The sequence below is a fragment of the Pseudomonas sp. OST1909 genome, assembly GCF_015277575.1.
In the GTDB taxonomy this organism is placed as follows: Bacteria; Pseudomonadota; Gammaproteobacteria; order Pseudomonadales; family Pseudomonadaceae; genus Aquipseudomonas; species Aquipseudomonas synxantha_A.
Genome location: NZ_CP063780.1, coordinates 211,007 through 228,180 on the forward strand (window position 1 = coordinate 211,007; position 17,174 = coordinate 228,180).

Consider the following 17,174-nt stretch of genomic DNA (forward strand, 5'->3'; position numbering starts at 1 on the left):
CATTCAGCCGCGTGCGGCGGCGATCTTGATCAGTTTGGCGTAGTAGAAGCCATCGTGCCCGCCTTCCTGCGCGAGCAGTTGGCGGCCGTGGGGCTGCTTGATGCCGGCGCTGGTAGCGAGGTCCAGTTCGCGCGCGCCGCTGGTGCGGGCGAGGAAGGCTTGGATGACCTCAGTATTTTCGGTGGGTAGCGTGGAGCAGGTGGCGTACAGCAGGATGCCGCCGACTTCCAGGGTTGGCCACAGGGCGTCAAGCAATTCGCCTTGCAGCACCGCGAGGGCGGCGATGTCGTCGGGCTGGCGGGTCAGCTTGATGTCCGGGTGCCGACGGATTACGCCGGTGGCAGAGCAAGGTGCGTCCAGCAGGATGCGCTGGAATGGCTTGCCGTCCCACCAGGTCGCGGTGTTGCGGCCGTCGGCGGCGATCAGGTCGGCGCTGAGGCCCAGGCGTGCAAGGTTTTCCCGCACGCGCACCAGGCGTTTGGCTTCAAGATCCACAGCCACTACACCGGCCAGGTCTTTTTCAACTTCAAGGATGTGACAGGTCTTACCGCCAGGGGCGCAGCAGGCGTCGAGTACGCGCTGGCCGGGGGCCAAATCGAGCAGGTCGGCCGCCAATTGCGCGGCCTCGTCCTGCACGCTGATCCAGCCTTCGGCAAAGCCCGGCAGGCTGCGCACATCGGTGGCGGCTTCCAGCACGATGCCGTCGGTGCTGTACACGCACGGGGTGGCGTTGATGGCCGCGTCGGCCAGTAATTGCAGATACGCATCACGGCTATGGTGGCGACGGTTGACCCGCAGGATCATCGGCGGGTGCGCATTGTTGGCCGCGCAGATAGCTTCCCATTGCTCGGGCCAGAACGCTTTCAGGGATTTTTGCAGCCAGCGCGGGTGGGCGGTGCGCACCACCGGATCATGTTCCAACTCGGCCAGCAGCGCTTCGCTTTCACGCTGGGCCCGGCGCAGTACGGCATTGAGCAGGGCCTTGGCCCAAGGCTTTTTCAGCTTGTCGGCGCAACCGACGGTTTCACCGATGGCGGCGTGGGCCGGTACGCGGGTGTAGAGCAATTGATAGAGGCCCACCAGCAACAGCGCCTCGACATCAGCGTCTGCCGCCTTGAACGGTTTTTGCAGCAGCTTGGCTGCCAGTGCCGACAACCTTGGCTGCCAGCGGGCGGTGCCAAAGGCCAGGTCCTGGGTGAAACCGCGATCCCGGTCTTCGACCTTGTCCAATTGCGTGGGCAATGAACTGTTCAGCGAAGCCTTGCCGTTGAGCACGGCAGCGAGAGCCTTGGCGGCGGCCAGACGTGGGTTCATTGAGCGGCCACCCCGAGGATCGTGCCCAAGGCAAATTTCTCACGGCGGCTATTGAACACATCGCTGAAGTTCAGCGCTTTGCCGCCGGGCAATTGCAGACGTGTCAGGCACAGCGCCTGTTCACCGCAAGCGACCAACAGCCCGTCTTTGCTGGCGCCGATAATCTCGCCGGGGGCGCCTTTGCCATTGGCCAGGGTCGCGGCCAACACCTTCAAGGCTTCGCCGTTCAGGGTGCTATGGCAGATTGGCCATGGGTTGAAGGCACGTACCAGGCGCTCCAGCTCCACGGCCGGGCGGCTCCAGTCGATGCGCGCTTCGTCTTTGTTCAATTTGTGCGCGTAGGTGGCCAGGCTGTCGTCCTGTACCTCGCCTTCCAGGGTGCCTGCTGCGAGGCCGGCGATGGCCTGGATCACGGCAGGTGGGCCCATTTCGGCAAGGCGGTCGTGCAGGCTGCCGCCGGTGTCTTGCGCGGTGATCGGGGTGGTGACCTTGAGCAGCATCGGCCCGGTGTCCAGGCCCGCCTCCATGCGCATCACGGTCACGCCGCTTTCGCTGTCGCCCGCTTCCACGGCGCGCTGGATCGGCGCCGCACCACGCCAGCGAGGCAGCAGCGAAGCATGGCTGTTGATGCAACCCAGGCGCGGGATATCCAGCACCGCCTGGGGCAGGATCAAACCGTAGGCCACCACCACCAGCAGGTCCGGTTTCAGCGCGGCCAGTTCGGCCTGGGCTTCGGCGTTACGCAGGGTCGGCGGTTGCAGCACCGCTATGTTGTGTTCAAGCGCCAATAGCTTGACCGGGCTCGGCATCAGTTTTTGCCCGCGACCGGCCGGGCGATCCGGCTGGGTGTACACCGCGACGATGTCATAAGGGCTGGCAAGCAGCGCCTTGAGGTGTTCGGCGGCGAATTCAGGGGTGCCGGCAAAAACAATGCGCAATGGCTCGGTCATGGGAGTTCTCGGTTAAAAACAGTCACAAAAGAAAAAGGCTTGCCGCAGCAAGCCTTTGGAAGAAGGGCATCAAGCTTGCTGGCGATGCTTTTTTTCCAGCTTCTTCTTGATCCGGTCCCGCTTGAGCGTGGACAGGTAGTCGACAAACAGCTTGCCGTTAAGGTGGTCGCATTCATGTTGGATGCACACTGCCAACAGGCCTTCGGCAATCAGCTCAAACGGTTTGCCATCACGGTCCAGGGCCTTGATCTTCACGCGCAACGGGCGTTCGACGTTCTCGTAGAACTCCGGCACCGACAGGCAGCCTTCCTGGTATTCGCCCATCTCATCGGTCAGCGGTTCGAACTCGGGGTTGATGTACACCCGGGGTTCGCTGCGATCTTCCGACAGGTCCATGACCACGACACGCAGATGCACGTTGACCTGGGTAGCGGCGAGGCCGATGCCCGGAGCTTCATACATTGTTTCAAACATGTCATCGACCAACTGACGAACCTTGTCGTCCACTACGGCCACCGGCTTGGCGATCGTGCGCAGGCGCGAGTCGGGAAATTCGAGGATGTTCAAAATAGCCATAAGCGTAATTGCTGCACATGTGAGGTAAAGACCAATCGGCGGTGGGATGGACCCACACGGCCGGTGTGAAACGCTCAGAAGCCACGAGGGCCAAGGCATTTCACGCGAACGCACATAATAAAGGAGATTCACCCCATGAGGAAATCGCTACTCGTCTTGCTGCTGTGGGCCCCCGTCACCATGGCGTTGATTCCCAAGCCCGCTGAACGCCTGGATCACGCGACGCAACAGGCCATCCAGCATTTTTTACTGCATAACCGGATTGTCGATACGCCCCAGGACCTGGACAACGCGCCTTATATCGTCGCAGCGCAAGGCGGTCGTGTGCTGGGGGCCAATGGTGAGCGCGTGCATGCTCGCGGTCATCTGGACCCGGCCCAGCCAAGCTACGGAATCTTTCGTCGAGGCAAGGTCTACACCGACCCAGGCACCCAGGAGCTACTAGGCATCAATGCCGACGATATCGGCACCGCACGCTTTGTGCTCGCCGACGACCTCACCACCCTGGTGGTGCAGCGGGTTACCCAGGAAATCCGCCCAGGTGACTGCTTGCTTGGTGCCCAACGTCCAGTCGCGCTGAACACCCTGGAGTCAGCCAAATCAACGGCTTTTATCGCAGGGCACATCATCGACATCCCCAGGGGCGTCACTCAGATTGGTGTGCTGGACGCCGTGACTCTGAACAAGGGCCGCCGCGATGGATTGATCGAAGGCCAGTTACTGACGGTGATCAAGGCGGGTGCCACGGTGCGAGACGTCCTTACCGGCACGCCAACACAGCTCCCGGAAGAACCGGCCGGCACCCTTCTGGTGTTTCGCACCTATGAAAAACTCAGTTACGCCTTGGTGCTCAGTGCTTCACGCGCGCTGGCTGTAAAGGATCGGTTCGAGACCCGTCAACAAGCGCAATAAATAGCCTGCTAAATAAGTTACCAACAGAGTTATCCACAGCTTGTTCCGGTCAAGGATGATCAAATGAATCCGATAAACAGTAGCGAAATTTCTCCGGCAGAGCTGGAAGCCCGACTACGCTTGCACAGGCTGCCAGAACTGGGTCCCAAGCGTTTTCACGTATTGATCCAAGCGTTCGGCTGCGCCTCCAAGGCCCTCAGTGCCCCTGCCAGTGCCTGGCGTTCCCTCGGGGTGCCCGCCATCAGCGCAGATGCTCGGCGTAGCCCGCAAATCCGTGATGGCGCCAGTGCGGCATTGGCCTGGTTAGAGCGTCCGGCCCAGCATTTGCTGATGTGGGACCAACCTGAGTACCCGGCCTTGCTCGCTCAGATCGACGACGCACCGCCGCTGTTATTCGTTGCGGGCGACCCGGACATTCTGGAAAAACCACAGTTGGCCATGGTCGGTAGCCGGCGTGCTTCCCGCCCCGGCATGGACACGGCCGCCGCCTTTTCCCGCAGCCTGGCGAGCGCCGGTTTTGTCATCACCAGTGGTTTGGCGCTGGGCATTGACGGCGCAGCACACCAGGCAGCGCTGGAGGTGGGCGGTCGTACAGTCGGGGTGCTTGGCACCGGGCTGGAAAATTTTTATCCACAGCGCCACCGCAAGCTCGCTGCCGCGATGATTGCCCAAGGCAGCGCGGTGATTTCTGAGTTTCCGTTGGACGCGGGGCCCCAGGCCGGTAATTTTCCACGGCGCAATCGGATTATCAGCGGGCTCTCGCTGGGGGTTCTGGTGGTGGAAGCCAGCATGGCCAGCGGTTCGCTGATCACCGCACGGCTGGCCGCAGAGCAAGGGCGCGAGGTGTATGCGATCCCGGGCTCCATTCACCATCCCGGTGCCAAGGGTTGCCATCAACTGATCCGTGATGGCGCGGTGCTGGTGGAAACCATCGAACACATCCTTGAGGCGCTGCGCGGTTGGCAGGCGTTATCGCGCCCTGCGCCGGTGCCGATCACCCACCCACTGGTGGCACTGCTGCATGCTGCGCCGCATACCAGTGAAGCCCTGGCGATTGCCAGTGGTCGGCCGTTGTCCCAGGTGCTGGCGACTCTTACGGAGCTGGAGCTGGAAGGCAAGGTCATCTGCGAAAGCGGGCGCTGGCTGGCGCGTTGCCAGGTTTAGGTGCTGCCGGTTTTTGGCGCTGGGTTTTGTAACGAAGATCGGTAAACTGCCCAGAGCTTTAGTCCGGAGATTAAATAATGGTCAACAGGTGGCGTGTGCTGCAAGCCGCACGGGAAATTCGCGCAGGCGCGGTGATTGCCTATCCGACCGAGGCAGTCTGGGGCCTGGGTTGCGACCCGTGGAATGAAGAAGCGGTGGATCGGCTATTGGCGATCAAGAACCGCTCGGTGGACAAGGGCCTGATTCTGGTGGCGGACAACATTCGTCAATTCGACTTCCTGTTCGAAGACTTCCCGGACACCTGGATCGATCGCATGGCCAGCACCTGGCCCGGGCCGAATACCTGGCTGGTGCCCCACCAGGACTTGTTGCCCGAATGGGTCACGGGTATGCATGACACCGTGGCGTTGCGGGTTACTGATCACCCATTGGTGAGAGATTTGTGCGCCCAGGTCGGGCCGTTGATCTCCACGTCGGCCAACCCTCAGGGGCGCCCGGCGGCACGCACGCGTATTCGCGTGGAGCAGTATTTCCGCGGGCAAGTGGACTTGGTGTTGGGTGGCGCGCTGGGTGGGCGCAAGAACCCAAGCCTGATTCGGGACCTGGCGACAGGTGAGGTCGTGCGCCCCTCCTGAGACCGAGGCGCGGCCATCGCGGGCAAGCCCGGCTCCCATATTTGATCAGTCACCGCGGTCAAATGTGGGAGCTGGCTTGCCTGCGATGACGCACTCAAGGCAACAGAATGGTTGAGCCAGTCGTGCGTCGCGCCGACAACTCGGTCTGCGCTTTGGCCGCATCCGCCAGCGGGTAGCGCTGGTTGATATCAATGCGCACCTTGCCGCTCTTGATCATCGAAAACAGATCGTCCGCCATCGCCTGCAAGTTCGCCGGATTGTTGGCGTAGGTTGCCAGCGTCGGGCGGGTCACGTACAGCGAGCCCTTGGCCGACAGAATGCCCAGGTTCACCCCGTCCACCGCGCCCGACGCGTTGCCAAAGCTTACGACCAAACCCCGTGGCGCCACGCTGTCCAGAGAGGTCAGCCAGGTGTCCTTGCCGACGCCGTCGTACACCACCGGCACCTTTTTACCGTCAGTCAATTCCAGCACACGTTGTGCGACATTCTCCTTGCTGTAGTCGATGGTTTCCCAGGCACCCAGGGATTTGGCCAGGGCGGCCTTTTCCGGCGAACTCACGGTGCCGATCAGCTTCACGCCCAGAGCCTTGGCCCATTGGCAGGCCAGGGAGCCCACGCCACCGGCAGCAGCGTGGAACAGGATGGTTTCGCCGCCTTTCAATTCGTAGGTCTGGCGCAACAGGTATTGCACGGTCAGGCCCTTGAGCATGGCCCCGGCGGCCTGCTCGAAACTGATGTCATCCGGCAGGTGCACCAGGTTGGCGGCGGGCAACACATGCAACTCGCTGTAGGCACCCAGCGGGCCGCTGCCGTAGGCCACGCGGTCGCCGACTTTGAACTGGGCGACTTCACTGCCCACGGCATCGACGACACCAGCGCCTTCAGCGCCCAGGCCCGATGGCAGCGCGGGCGGTGCGTAGAGGCCACTGCGAAAATAGGTGTCGATGAAGTTCAGACCGATGGCCTCGTTACGCACCCGCACCTGTTGTGGGCCAGGCTCCGCTGGCGTGTAGTCCACATACTCAAGTACTTCGGGGCCGCCGTGGGCGCTGAACTGGATACGTTTGGCCATCTGCACTTCTCCTTGGGTTCGAATCTGCGTAGCCCCCTATCGGACTCCTAAGCTTGATCTTCGTCAACTGCCGCGCACCTAAGTGCAGTGGCATGTGGGCGCAGTGGTATCCTGTGCGCCCATTTGCCGCCGACGCCCAATGGCCTCGCGTAGCTTTGCCCGATTCAAGGTGATGCCATGACTACCCGCACCGAGGCCGTTAAAGCCTACCTGCTTGACCTGCAAGATCGCATTTGCAACGCCCTGGAAACCTTCGAGACGGACGCTCGCTTTATCGAAGACGCTTGGACCCGGCCTGCCGGTGGTGGCGGTCGCACCCGTGTGATCGAGAACGGTTCGGTGATCGAAAAAGGCGGCGTTAACTTTTCCCACGTGTTTGGCAGTGGTTTGCCACCGTCCGCCAGTGCCCATCGGCCTGAGCTGGCTGGTCGGGGGTTTGAAGCCTTGGGCGTGTCACTGGTGATTCATCCGCATAACCCGCATGTGCCGACATCCCACGCCAATGTGCGCTTTTTCATCGCTGAAAAAGAAGGCGAAGAGCCGGTGTGGTGGTTCGGGGGCGGCTTTGACTTGACCCCGTATTACGGCAACGAAGAAGACTGCGTCCACTGGCACCGTGTGGCCGAGCAAGCTTGTGCGCCCTTTGGCCCGGACGTGTACGCACGCTATAAAGCCTGGTGCGACGCCTATTTCCACATCAAGCATCGCAATGAACCTCGCGGTATCGGTGGCCTGTTCTTCGATGACTTGAACGAATGGGGCTTCGACACCTGTTTCGCCTTTATCCGTGCCATCGGCGATGCCTATATCGATGCCTACCTGCCGATTGTGCAACGTCGCAAGGCCATGGCGTATACCGAGCAGCAGCGTCAGTTTCAGGAGTTCCGCCGGGGCCGCTACGTCGAGTTCAACCTGGTCTATGACCGTGGCACCCTGTTCGGCTTGCAGTCGGGCGGGCGTACGGAGTCGATCCTGATGTCGCTGCCGCCCCAGGTCCGTTGGAGCTACGACTGGAAGGCCGAGGCCGGTAGCGAGGAGGCGCGCCTCACCGATTATTTCCTGCAAGACCGCGACTGGCTCGGCGTCGTTGCACCCAAGGCGGCGGTGTGATGGACCGTTATGTCGTGTTCGGCAACCCCATCGGCCACAGTAAATCGCCGCTGATCCACCGCATGTTCGCCGAGCAGACCGGCGAACAACTGGACTACAGCACGTTGCTCGCGCCGTTGGAGGATTTCACCCACTGCGCCCGTGAGTTTTTTCGCCATGGCCGTGGCGCCAACGTGACCGTGCCGTTCAAGGAAGACGCCTATCGTTTGGCCGATACCTTGACCGAACGTGCCCAGCGCGCTGGAGCCGTGAACACCCTGAGCAAACTGGCGGACGGTACGTTGTTGGGCGACAACACCGACGGCGCCGGCCTGGTGCGCGACCTGACGGTCAACGCCGGGCTGAACCTGCAAGGCAAACGCATTCTGTTGTTGGGAGCCGGTGGCGCGGTGCGCGGTGCACTTGAGCCGTTGCTGGCACAGCAACCCTCTTCGTTGATCATCGCCAACCGCACCGTGGAAAAGGCCGAGCTGCTCGCTGAGCTGTTCGACGACCTGGGCCCGGTGTCTGCCAGTGGTTTCGATTGGCTACGTGAGCCGGTGGACGTGATCATCAATGCCACGTCCGCAAGCCTGTCAGGCGATGTACCGCCGATTGCCGGCAGCCTGATCGAGCCGGGCAAGACGTTCTGCTACGACATGATGTACGCCAAGGAACCTACCGCGTTCTGCCGCTGGGCTGCGGAACACGGCGCTGTGGTGGCGATGGATGGTTTGGGGATGCTGGTGGAGCAGGCAGCGGAAGCCTTCTTCCTGTGGCGTGGTGTGCGCCCTGATTCAGCGCCGGTGTTAGCCGAACTACGCCGTCAATTGGCCTGATCGTGTTCAATCTTGGAAATGGAGGGGGCAACTCTTGGCCCCTTCCAGTTTTCTTAACTCTTCGATTACTTGCGGCCTGGCCCCACGCAAGGTCAGGCTACGCCCCAACCGCGCCAACCGCCGTGCCTCCTGATGCAGCATCTCCACCCCGGAGTAGTCGATAAAATTGATCTGCTGCGCTTCGATCACCACCCGCGTGCCCTGCAGACTTTGCAGGCGTACTTGCAGGTAATGGCTGGCGCCAAAAAAGATCGAGCCACCCACGCGTAATACATCCTCGTCCCCATCGCGCCATTGCTGAACCCGTGGTTGCGAGGTGCGCTTGAGGTAGAAAAACAGCGATGCCAACACCCCGGCATAAATCGCCGTTTGTAGCTCCAGCAGCAAGGTGGCGACACACGTCAGGCCCATCACCACGAATTCGGCGCGGCTGACACGAAACAAAGCACGAATCCCTCGATGATCCACCAAACCCCAGCAAATCAGCAGGATGCTGGCGGCCATGCTGGGGATGGGAATATGCGCGATCAACGTCGCGCCGAACAACGCAAATAACGCCACCCACAGCGCGGAAAACACCCCAGCCAGGGGCGAACAAGCACCCGCCTCGTAACTGAGGCCCGAACGGGTGAACGAACCGGCTGACAGGTAGCCGGAGAAAAATCCGCCAACGATGTTGGATAAACCCTGGGCGCGCACTTCCTGGTTGGCGTCGAGTAATTGTTGCGAGCGAGCCGACAGTGAGCGTGCAATCGACAGGCTGGTCACCAACCCCAGCATCCCCACCGCCACCGCGCTGGGCAACAGGCGCAGTACCAGGTCCAGGTCCATCGGCAATGGGCTGAACGGCGGCAACTGGCCGATAAACGAACTGACCAGCGCCACATGCCCGAACATCGTCGGCCACAGCCATGCCGTCAGGCTACCCAAGACTAAAGCGATCAACAGCGTCGGCCAGCGTGGCACCAGCGACTTGAGCAGTGCGCCCACCAGCAAAGTGCCGAGCCCGAGGATCACGGACGCACGATCCCACTCACCGCCATGGTCGACCAGCGCCAGCAGGCTGTTGAGGGCGGTGGCCTGGCTCGGCAAGTCCAGCCCCAGCAGGTTCGGCAACTGCCCCAGGGCAATCACCACCGCGGCGCCCAGGGTGAAACCCAGCACCACCGAATGGGAGACAAAATTCACCAGCGCGCCAAAGCGCAGAAGGCCGAGCAACCACTGGAACACCCCGGCGAGGAAGGTCAGCAACAGGATGAGGGTGATGTAGTCCTGGGAACCTGGTACCGCCAATGGGCTGATACTGGCGTAAAGCACGATGGAAATCGCCGCTGTGGGGCCGCAGATCAGGTGCCAGGAAGAGCCCCACAGGCAAGCGATCAATACCGGGAGGATGGCGGCATATAGTCCGTACTCCGGCGGGAGCCCGGCGATCAGTGCGTAAGCAATCGACTGTGGCAGGGCCAGTACGGCGCCACTGAAGCCGACGATGGCATCCCGGCCGACGCTGGCGCGGGTTTGGCGCGGGAGCCAGCTGAGGAAGGGGAAGAGTGTGTGGCGGTTGGGCCGGGGCATCGCAGGCTCGGGTAGAAGGTTTGGCTTAGAGTATCAGTACACACCGGCTCCCTGTGGGAGGGGGCTTGCTCCCGATAGCGGTGTTTCAGCCAATACATTCATAGCTGATAGGCCGTCATCGGGGGCAAGCCCCCTCCTACATTTGGATCGAGGCGCATCTTAGAGTTGGGCTTTGACCGCGGGCAACGCATCCTGGCCATCCAGGGTTTTCACGCCGTCGAGCCACTTGTCCAGCACCGCGGGGTTGGCCTTGATCCACGCCTTGGCCGCCTCGGCATTGCTGACCTTGTTGTTGGCCACCTGCGCCATGATGCCGTTCTCCATCTCCTGGGTGAAACTCAGGTTGGTCAGCAGTTTGGCGACATTCGGGCAGGCTTGGGCGTAACCCTTGCGGGTCAAGGTATACACGCTACCGGTGGCGCCAAAATACTGCTCGCCGCCCTTGAGGTAATGCATTTTCAACTGCACGTTCATCGGGTGCGGCGTCCAGCCGAGGAAGGTGACGAAGCGCTGTTTCTTCACCGCTCGCGACACCTCGGCGAGCATCGCCTGCTCGCTGGATTCGATCAGCTTCCACTGGCCCAGGTTGAAGTCATTCTTCTTGATGATCTCCTGCAACGAGATATTCGCCGGCGCGCCGGAGCCGATGCCGTAGATTTTCTTGTCGAACTTGTCGGCAAACGTGTTCAGGTCGGCAAAGTCACGTACGCCGGCGTCCCATACGTAGTCCGGCACCGCGAGGGTGAACTCGGTGCCGTCGAGGTTCTTCGCCAGTTGCACCACATCGCCGTTGGCCACGAACTTGTCATAAAAACCTTGTTGCGCCGGCATCCAGTTGCCGAGAAACACATCCACCTGGCCGTCCTTGAGCCCGCCAAAAGTGATCGGCACCGCCAGGGTATCGACCTTGGCTTTGTAGCCCATGCCCGTCAGCAAAAAACCGGTAATGGCATTGGTGGCGGCAATGTCGCTCCAGCCTGGATCGGCCATCTTTACCGTTTCACAGCGAGCGTCTGCGTACACATTGGCGCTGCCCAGCGCCAATATGCTCAGTACCACGGTCAACTTTTGCATGGCCTTCCCTCTGTCTGTTTATTGGTTTTGGCAGGGTTGTGGATAACGTGCCTTGCGCTCCAGGTCGTCGAGGTCGATATGGTTGCGCATGTACTGCTGACTGGCATCCACCTGTGGCTGGTGATCCCAGCTCTTGAGCGTGCCTTGAGTCAGTGCCTCAAACACCAGACGGCGGCGACGCTGGCTGGCAAGCACTTGCTGATGGATCGCCGGGATGTCCCATTTGGCCCGCGCCTCATGCAAAAAGGCCTCGAACAGCGAGCGATGCTCTGCTGACAGGCTGAGGTTTTCCCGCTCGTGCGGGTCGTTGCGCACATCAAACAGTAGGCAAGGGTCGTCTTCGCTGTAGATAAATTTGTAGGCGCCCCGGCGAATCATCATCAATGGGCTGATGGTGCCTTCGGCCATGTATTCGCCAAACACTTCGTCATGCCCGCCCTGCCCTTGCAAGTGCGGGACCAGAGAGCGACCGTCCAACGGCAAGTGCGGGTCCAGCTCGCCGCCGGCCAGCTCCACCAGGGTCGGCAGCAGGTCGGCGGTGGACACGGCCTGAGTGACCCGCCCAGCCGCGAATTGGCCCGGCGCACTGATCAGCAGCGGCACGCGGGCGGCCATTTCAAACCAGTGCATTTTGTACCAGAGGCCGTGCTCGCCGAGCATGTCACCGTGGTCGCCGGAGAAGATGATCAGGGTGTCGTCAGCCAGGCCGGTGTCTTCCAGGGTTTGCAGGAGTTTGCCGACATTGCTGTCGATGTAACTGCACGCACCGAAGTAGGCGCGACGGGCATCGCGGATCTTGTCCACAGGCAGCGGTTTATCCCACAAGTCATAAACCTTGAGCAGACGCTGGGAGTGTGGGTCCAGCTCTGCTTGGGCCGGCGTTGCAGGCAAAGGGATGTCGGCGTCGTCGTACAGGTCCCAGAACGGCTTGGGAATGGTGTAAGGGTCGTGGGGATGGGTCATCGATACGGTCAGGCAGAACGGTCGGTCGCCGTCCTCGCGGATATGGTCGAACAGGTATTGCTGCGCCTTGAACACCACCTCCTCGTCGAAGTCCAGCTGGTTGGTGCGCACGCACGGGCCCGCTTGCAGCACCGAAGACATGTTGTGGTACCAGGTGGGGCGTACGTCGGGCTCATCCCAATTCACCGCCCAGCCATAGTCCGCGGGGTAGATATCGCTGGTCAGGCGTTCTTCATAGCCGTGCAACTGGTCGGGGCCACAGAAATGCATCTTGCCCGACAACGCGGTGCGGTAGCCGAGGCGACGCAGGTAGTGGGCATAGGTCGGCACATCGGCGGGGAAATCGGCTGCGTTGTCGTAGGCGCCGATCTTGCTCGGCAACTGGCCGCTGACCAGGGTGAAGCGCGACGGCGCACACAACGGACTGTTGCAATAGGCGGCGTCGAATACCACGCCTTGGGCGGCGAGGCGGCTGAGGTTGGGCAGCTTGATCGAGGAAGGCCCGTAGAACGGCAGCATGGGCGCGGCCATTTGATCGGCCATGATGAAAAGAATGTTCTTGCGCTTCATGGTTTCTCGGCATTCCATAGTCAGTGTTTATGCCAATGAGAATGCAGCCCATGGAAATCAGGGTAAAGCCCATGACAAGCAATGCCTAGGATAACGACAGCTTATGTATGAAGCGCTGGGTAACCTCTCTCTCGATCTGCTGCGTGCCTTCGAAGCGGCGGCGCGCCACCGCAGTTTTACTGCCGCGGCGATGGAGCTTGGCACCACCCAGCCGGCGGTCAGCCAGCAGATCAAGCGGCTTGAAGAACAACTGGCAATCCGCCTGTTTGACCGAATCTATCGCGGTATCGAACTGACCGACGCCGGCGTCCTGCTGTTCGAGCACGTACAGGGCGGCCTGCAAAGCATCAACCAGGGGCTCAGCACCATCACCCAACAGGATCAGCACGAAGTGCTGCAAGTGGCTACCGACTTCGCCTTCGCCGCCTATTGGCTGATGCCGCGCCTGCATCGCTTTCACCAGGCCAACCCGCAGGTGGATGTGAGTCTGGTTACCAGTGAGCGCAACCATGCCAGCCTGCGCAGCGATATCGATGTGGCGGTGCTGTTCGGCGATGGCCGTTTCAGGCAGGGCGACAGCCTGTGGTTGTTTAATGAGGAAGTGTTCCCGGTATGCAGCCCGCAGTGGCTCAAGGCTCAGGCCGCGCCAATGACGGTGCAATCCTTGCCCGAGTACCCGTTGCTGCACCTGCGCCAGGAAAACAACAGCCAATGGTTCGACTGGAGCGGGGTGTTTCGCGAATTGGGTATAACCGCTGCGCCAACTCCCGGACAATTGCGCTTCGACAACTACACCTTGCTGATTCAGGCTGCGATTGCCGGCCAGGGCGTTGCCATCGGCTGGCGCCACCTGGTGGATAACCTGCTGGAACAGAACTGGCTGTGCCGACCGATCAGCCCCACGGTGACCTCGCGTTTCGGTTATTACGTGGTGCAACCCCAGCGCAAACGCCGCGGGCAGTTGGTTGAGCGTTTTGTCCAATGGCTGATGGCGGAACAAGCCAGCAGTGCGCAGTCGTTGAGCGGGCTGGCCCTGCCTTCGATTGCGGTCTAGGATCGGCACATCGTGGATCCGGAGTCCGTCATGCAACGTATCAAGGGCTATCACGCCCATATCTACTTCGACGCCAGCACCATCAACCAGGCGCGCACGCTGTGTGAGGACGCCGCCAGGCTGTTCCCGTTGCGCATGGGCCGTGTGCATGAGCGGCCGGTGGGCCCGCATCCGGATTGGAGCTGCCAGCTGGCATTCGAGCCGGAATACATCGGCGTGGTGTTGCCGTGGCTGGCGCTGCACCGCGATGGCTTGGTGGTCTTCCTGCATCCTGAAACCGGCGATGACCTGAAGGATCACACCGACTACGCGATCTGGATGGGTGCTATGCGCGAGCTAAATCTGTCGGTTTTTTAACTTTCCTTATCAGATAAAACCTTGCCTTTCCCTAAGTAAAAACAGGGAGCGGCGTAGGATTAATCTTGCTTCGTCTCATTATATGGGATTGATATTTATATATTGAGATATTCCAGCGCGTAGGTTTATATTCGCCCATCTGCTTTTTTCAGCACCCACTCATTTCAGGTGAAGCGATGCAGGCGCAATTGATCGCGCTCGATTGGGGGACCAGCTCCCTTCGTGCTTACAAACTCGGCTCGGCGGGCGTTGTGCTGGAACAGCGCGCGCAAGCCTGGGGCATCATGCATTTGCCCAGCGAGCCACGGGACATCAACGGTATTCATTGCACTGACGGCTTCGAGTTGGCGTTCGATAGCGCCTGCGGCGATTGGCTCGACGCCCAGCCTGAATTGCCAGTGATTGCCTGCGGTATGGTCGGCAGCGCACAGGGCTGGAGCGAGGCGGCTTATTGCGCCACGCCTGTGGATGTCGCCAGCCTGGGCTTGGCGTTGCACCGCGTGCGCAGCCTGCGCGGGGTGGATGTGCATATTGTGCCGGGGGTGATCGAGCACGCGGGTTTACCCAATGTGATGCGCGGCGAAGAAACCCAGGTACTCGGCGTGCTGCAGGGGCTTGGGGCCCAAGTGTTGATCGGGTTGCCCGGCAGCCACTCCAAATGGGTCGAGGTGAGTGAAGGCCGCATTACGCATTTCGACACCTTCATGACCGGCGAACTGTTCGCGGTGTTGAGTAAACACAGCATCCTGGGTCGCACTCAACAGCCGAGCGAACAACTCCAGGCCGAGGCCTTTGATCGTGGCGTGCACGTGGCGCTTTCAAAGGATGGCAGGCGTGGCGTGCTGTCGACCTTGTTCAGTGCCCGTACCCTGGGCCTGACGGCTGAGCTTGCGCCCAACCAGCAGCCCGACTACCTGTCCGGCCTGTTGATCGGCCACGAACTCGCCGGTTTGCCAGACAGCGCCAAAACCAAACCGATCATCCTGGTTGGCGCCGCCCCACTCTGCGCCCGCTATCAACGCGCTCTCGCCCTTTGCGGCTTCGCCCACGTCAGCCTGGCGCAGGAAGCCACCGAGCGCGGCCTGTGGCAATTGGCCGTGGCGGCTGGGCTCACTCAACCTGTAACGGAGGCCTGACATGCTCAAGCAAGCACTCGCGCAAAACGGTTTGATCGCAATCCTGCGTGGCGTACGCCCGGACGAAGCCCAGGCCATCGGCCAGGTGTTGTACGACGCGGGTTTTCGTGTGATCGAAGTCCCGCTCAATTCGCCGGAGCCATACACCAGCATTCGCACCCTGCGCGACAGCCTGCCCGCCGATTGCCTGATTGGCGCCGGCACGGTGTTGACGCCTGAACAGGTCGAGCAGGTGAAGGCGGCTGGCGGCCAGGTGATTGTCATGCCCCATAGCGATGCCAAAGTACTGCGCGCCGCCAAGGCCGCAGGCCTGTACTTGTCGCCTGGTGTGGCGACACCAACCGAAGCGTTTGCCGCACTGGCCGAAGGCGCCGACGTATTGAAGCTGTTCCCGGCCGAGCAGATCGGCCCTTCGGTGATCAAGGCGTGGCTGGCGGTATTGCCGGCGGGCACGCTACTGCTGCCGGTAGGCGGTGTTACGCCGGACAACATGCAGGTGTTTATCGACGCCGGCGCGAAAGGGTTCGGGTTGGGCTCCGGGTTGTTCAAGCCGGGAATGACAGTGGATCAGGTCGCGAGCCGTGCCCAGGCTTATGTCGCCGCCTGGAAAGCCCTGAGCTGATAGCAAGTTCCGCGCCCGCAGGCGCTGCATCCATAAGAGAGACAAGAGATGAAAATCACCAAATTGACGACCTTTATCGTCCCGCCGCGCTGGTGCTTCCTCAAGGTCGAAACCGACCAGGGCGTGACTGGCTGGGGTGAGCCCGTGGTCGAAGGCCGCGCTCACACAGTGGCCGCCGCCGTCGAAGAACTGTCCGACTACCTGATCGGCAAAGACCCACGCAATATCGAAGATATCTGGACGGTCCTCTATCGCGGCGGGTTCTATCGCGGCGGTGCCGTGCACATGAGCGCCCTCGCCGGTATCGACCAGGCGTTGTGGGACATCAAGGGCAAGGCGCTGGGCGTCTCGGTCAGCGATCTGCTGGGCGGCCAGGTGCGTGACAAGATTCGCGTGTACTCGTGGATCGGTGGCGACCGCCCCGCCGACACTGCCCGTGCAGCCAAAGAGGCCGTGGCTCGTGGCTTCACTGCGGTGAAAATGAACGGCACCGAAGAACTGCAGTTCCTCGACAGCTTCGACAAAGTCGACCTGGCACTGGCCAATGTCGCTGCCGTGCGCGATGCGGTGGGCCCTAACGTCGGTATCGGCGTCGACTTCCATGGCCGCGTGCACAAGCCCATGGCCAAGGTGCTGATGAAAGAGCTCGACCCTTACAAACTGATGTTCATTGAAGAACCGGTGCTCAGCGAAAACTACGAAGCATTGAAAGAGCTGGCGCCGCTGACCAGTACGCCGATTGCCCTGGGCGAGCGCCTGTTTTCGCGTTGGGATTTCAAGCGCGTGCTCAGCGAAGGCTACGTCGACATCATCCAGCCGGACGCCTCCCACGCGGGCGGGATTACCGAAACCCGCAAGATCGCCAACATGGCCGAAGCCTACGACGTGGCGCTGGCCCTGCACTGCCCACTGGGCCCGATTGCCCTGGCAGCGTGCCTGCAACTGGATGCGGCTTGCTACAACGCATTTATCCAGGAGCAAAGCCTGGGTATCCACTATAACGAAAGCAACGACCTGCTCGACTACGTGCGCGACCCGGGCGTGTTCGACTATGACCAGGGCTTTGTGAAGATCCCCAACGGCCCGGGCCTGGGCATCGAGATCAACGAGGAGTACGTGATTGAGCGTGCGGCTATCGGCCATCGCTGGCGCAATCCGATCTGGCGCCATGCCGATGGCAGTTTTGCCGAGTGGTGATTTCCACCTGATTGAAACGCGCTAAAAAGGTGGGAGCTGGCTTGCCTGCGATGGCGGTGGGCCAGTCACCGCAGC

General features: G+C 61.3%; 17 protein-coding genes. 10 read left to right on the top strand and 7 right to left on the bottom strand.

Annotation, left to right across the window (positions count from 1 at the left end):
- Nucleotides 1-3: 3 nt before the first annotated feature.
- The 3 genes from rsmB to def all read right to left on the bottom strand — a co-directional run bounded on the left by rsmB (nt 4) and on the right by def (nt 2,840).
- A complete protein-coding gene (rsmB, locus tag IH404_RS00950; protein WP_005783381.1) occupies nt 4-1,314 on the bottom strand; it encodes a 16S rRNA (cytosine(967)-C(5))-methyltransferase RsmB in 1,311 nt (436 codons plus the stop codon).
- Nucleotides 1,311-2,264: a methionyl-tRNA formyltransferase gene (gene fmt / locus IH404_RS00955; protein WP_194439652.1), complete on the bottom strand. Its 954-nt coding sequence runs from the start codon at nt 2,262-2,264 to the stop codon at nt 1,311-1,313. Before fmt ends, rsmB begins: the two co-directional genes overlap by 4 nt.
- Before the next feature lie 69 nt (nt 2,265-2,333).
- Entirely contained in the window at nt 2,334-2,840 is a 507-nt protein-coding gene (gene def, locus IH404_RS00960; protein ID WP_005783383.1) for a peptide deformylase, read from the bottom strand.
- 135 nt (nt 2,841-2,975) lie between these two features.
- Here def and IH404_RS00965 point away from each other — a divergent pair, with 135 nt between their 5' ends.
- From IH404_RS00965 to IH404_RS00975, 3 genes are all read left to right on the top strand, one after another.
- The gene (locus IH404_RS00965; RefSeq protein ID WP_194439654.1) at nt 2,976-3,752 is read left to right on the top strand and encodes a peptidoglycan-binding protein; all 777 of its coding nucleotides are present in this window, start codon (nt 2,976-2,978) and stop codon (nt 3,750-3,752) included.
- 63 nt (nt 3,753-3,815) lie between these two features.
- The gene (gene dprA / locus IH404_RS00970) at nt 3,816-4,916 is read left to right on the top strand and encodes a DNA-processing protein DprA (RefSeq protein WP_194439656.1); all 1,101 of its coding nucleotides are present in this window, start codon (nt 3,816-3,818) and stop codon (nt 4,914-4,916) included.
- 77 nt (nt 4,917-4,993) lie between these two features.
- The gene (locus tag IH404_RS00975; RefSeq protein WP_005783386.1) at nt 4,994-5,551 is read left to right on the top strand and encodes an L-threonylcarbamoyladenylate synthase; all 558 of its coding nucleotides are present in this window, start codon (nt 4,994-4,996) and stop codon (nt 5,549-5,551) included.
- A gap of 94 nt (nt 5,552-5,645) precedes the next feature.
- On the opposite strand, the gene IH404_RS00980 is transcribed toward IH404_RS00975, so the two are convergent.
- The gene (locus tag IH404_RS00980; protein WP_194439658.1) at nt 5,646-6,623 is read right to left on the bottom strand and encodes a quinone oxidoreductase; all 978 of its coding nucleotides are present in this window, start codon (nt 6,621-6,623) and stop codon (nt 5,646-5,648) included.
- Nucleotides 6,624-6,800: 177 nt separating this feature from the next.
- Between IH404_RS00980 and hemF the strand changes: the two genes are divergently transcribed.
- On the top strand, nt 6,801-7,733 hold the full coding sequence (gene hemF / locus IH404_RS00985; protein WP_194439660.1) for an oxygen-dependent coproporphyrinogen oxidase: 933 nt from the start codon (nt 6,801-6,803) through the stop codon (nt 7,731-7,733).
- Nucleotides 7,733-8,551 (top strand): shikimate dehydrogenase, encoded by an 819-nt coding sequence (gene aroE / locus IH404_RS00990; RefSeq protein WP_194439662.1) that lies wholly within the window; start codon nt 7,733-7,735, stop codon nt 8,549-8,551. The genes hemF and aroE overlap by 1 nt, the downstream gene beginning before the upstream one ends.
- 6 nt (nt 8,552-8,557) lie before the next feature.
- Here aroE and IH404_RS00995 read toward each other — a convergent pair whose 3' ends face one another.
- The 3 genes from IH404_RS00995 to betC all read right to left on the bottom strand — a co-directional run bounded on the left by IH404_RS00995 (nt 8,558) and on the right by betC (nt 12,733).
- Nucleotides 8,558-10,126 carry a SulP family inorganic anion transporter gene (locus IH404_RS00995; protein ID WP_194439664.1) on the bottom strand — a complete coding sequence of 523 codons (1,569 nt, stop codon included), beginning with the start codon at nt 10,124-10,126 and terminating at the stop codon, nt 8,558-8,560.
- A gap of 159 nt (nt 10,127-10,285) precedes the next feature.
- Entirely contained in the window at nt 10,286-11,200 is a 915-nt protein-coding gene (gene choX / locus IH404_RS01000) for a choline ABC transporter substrate-binding protein (protein WP_194439666.1), read from the bottom strand.
- 18 nt (nt 11,201-11,218) lie between these two features.
- Nucleotides 11,219-12,733, bottom strand: a complete 1,515-nt coding sequence (betC, locus tag IH404_RS01005; RefSeq protein WP_194439668.1) for a choline-sulfatase — start codon at nt 12,731-12,733, stop codon at nt 11,219-11,221.
- 103 nt (nt 12,734-12,836) lie between these two features.
- Here betC and IH404_RS01010 point away from each other — a divergent pair, with 103 nt between their 5' ends.
- From IH404_RS01010 to dgoD, 5 genes are all read left to right on the top strand, one after another.
- The gene (locus tag IH404_RS01010; RefSeq protein ID WP_194439671.1) at nt 12,837-13,787 is read left to right on the top strand and encodes a LysR family transcriptional regulator; all 951 of its coding nucleotides are present in this window, start codon (nt 12,837-12,839) and stop codon (nt 13,785-13,787) included.
- A 30-nt stretch (nt 13,788-13,817) separates the two neighbouring features.
- The gene (locus IH404_RS01015) at nt 13,818-14,144 is read left to right on the top strand and encodes a DOPA 4,5-dioxygenase family protein (protein WP_122732751.1); all 327 of its coding nucleotides are present in this window, start codon (nt 13,818-13,820) and stop codon (nt 14,142-14,144) included.
- 176 nt (nt 14,145-14,320) lie between these two features.
- Nucleotides 14,321-15,280, top strand: coding sequence for a 2-dehydro-3-deoxygalactonokinase (locus tag IH404_RS01020; protein WP_194439673.1), 960 nt, complete (start codon nt 14,321-14,323; stop codon nt 15,278-15,280).
- A 1-nt stretch (nt 15,281) separates the two neighbouring features.
- A complete protein-coding gene (locus IH404_RS01025; RefSeq protein ID WP_194439674.1) occupies nt 15,282-15,902 on the top strand; it encodes a 2-dehydro-3-deoxy-6-phosphogalactonate aldolase in 621 nt (206 codons plus the stop codon).
- Between the two features lie 48 nt (nt 15,903-15,950).
- Entirely contained in the window at nt 15,951-17,099 is a 1,149-nt protein-coding gene (dgoD, locus tag IH404_RS01030) for a galactonate dehydratase (protein ID WP_005783400.1), read from the top strand.
- The last annotated feature ends 75 nt before the right edge of the window (nt 17,100-17,174 follow it).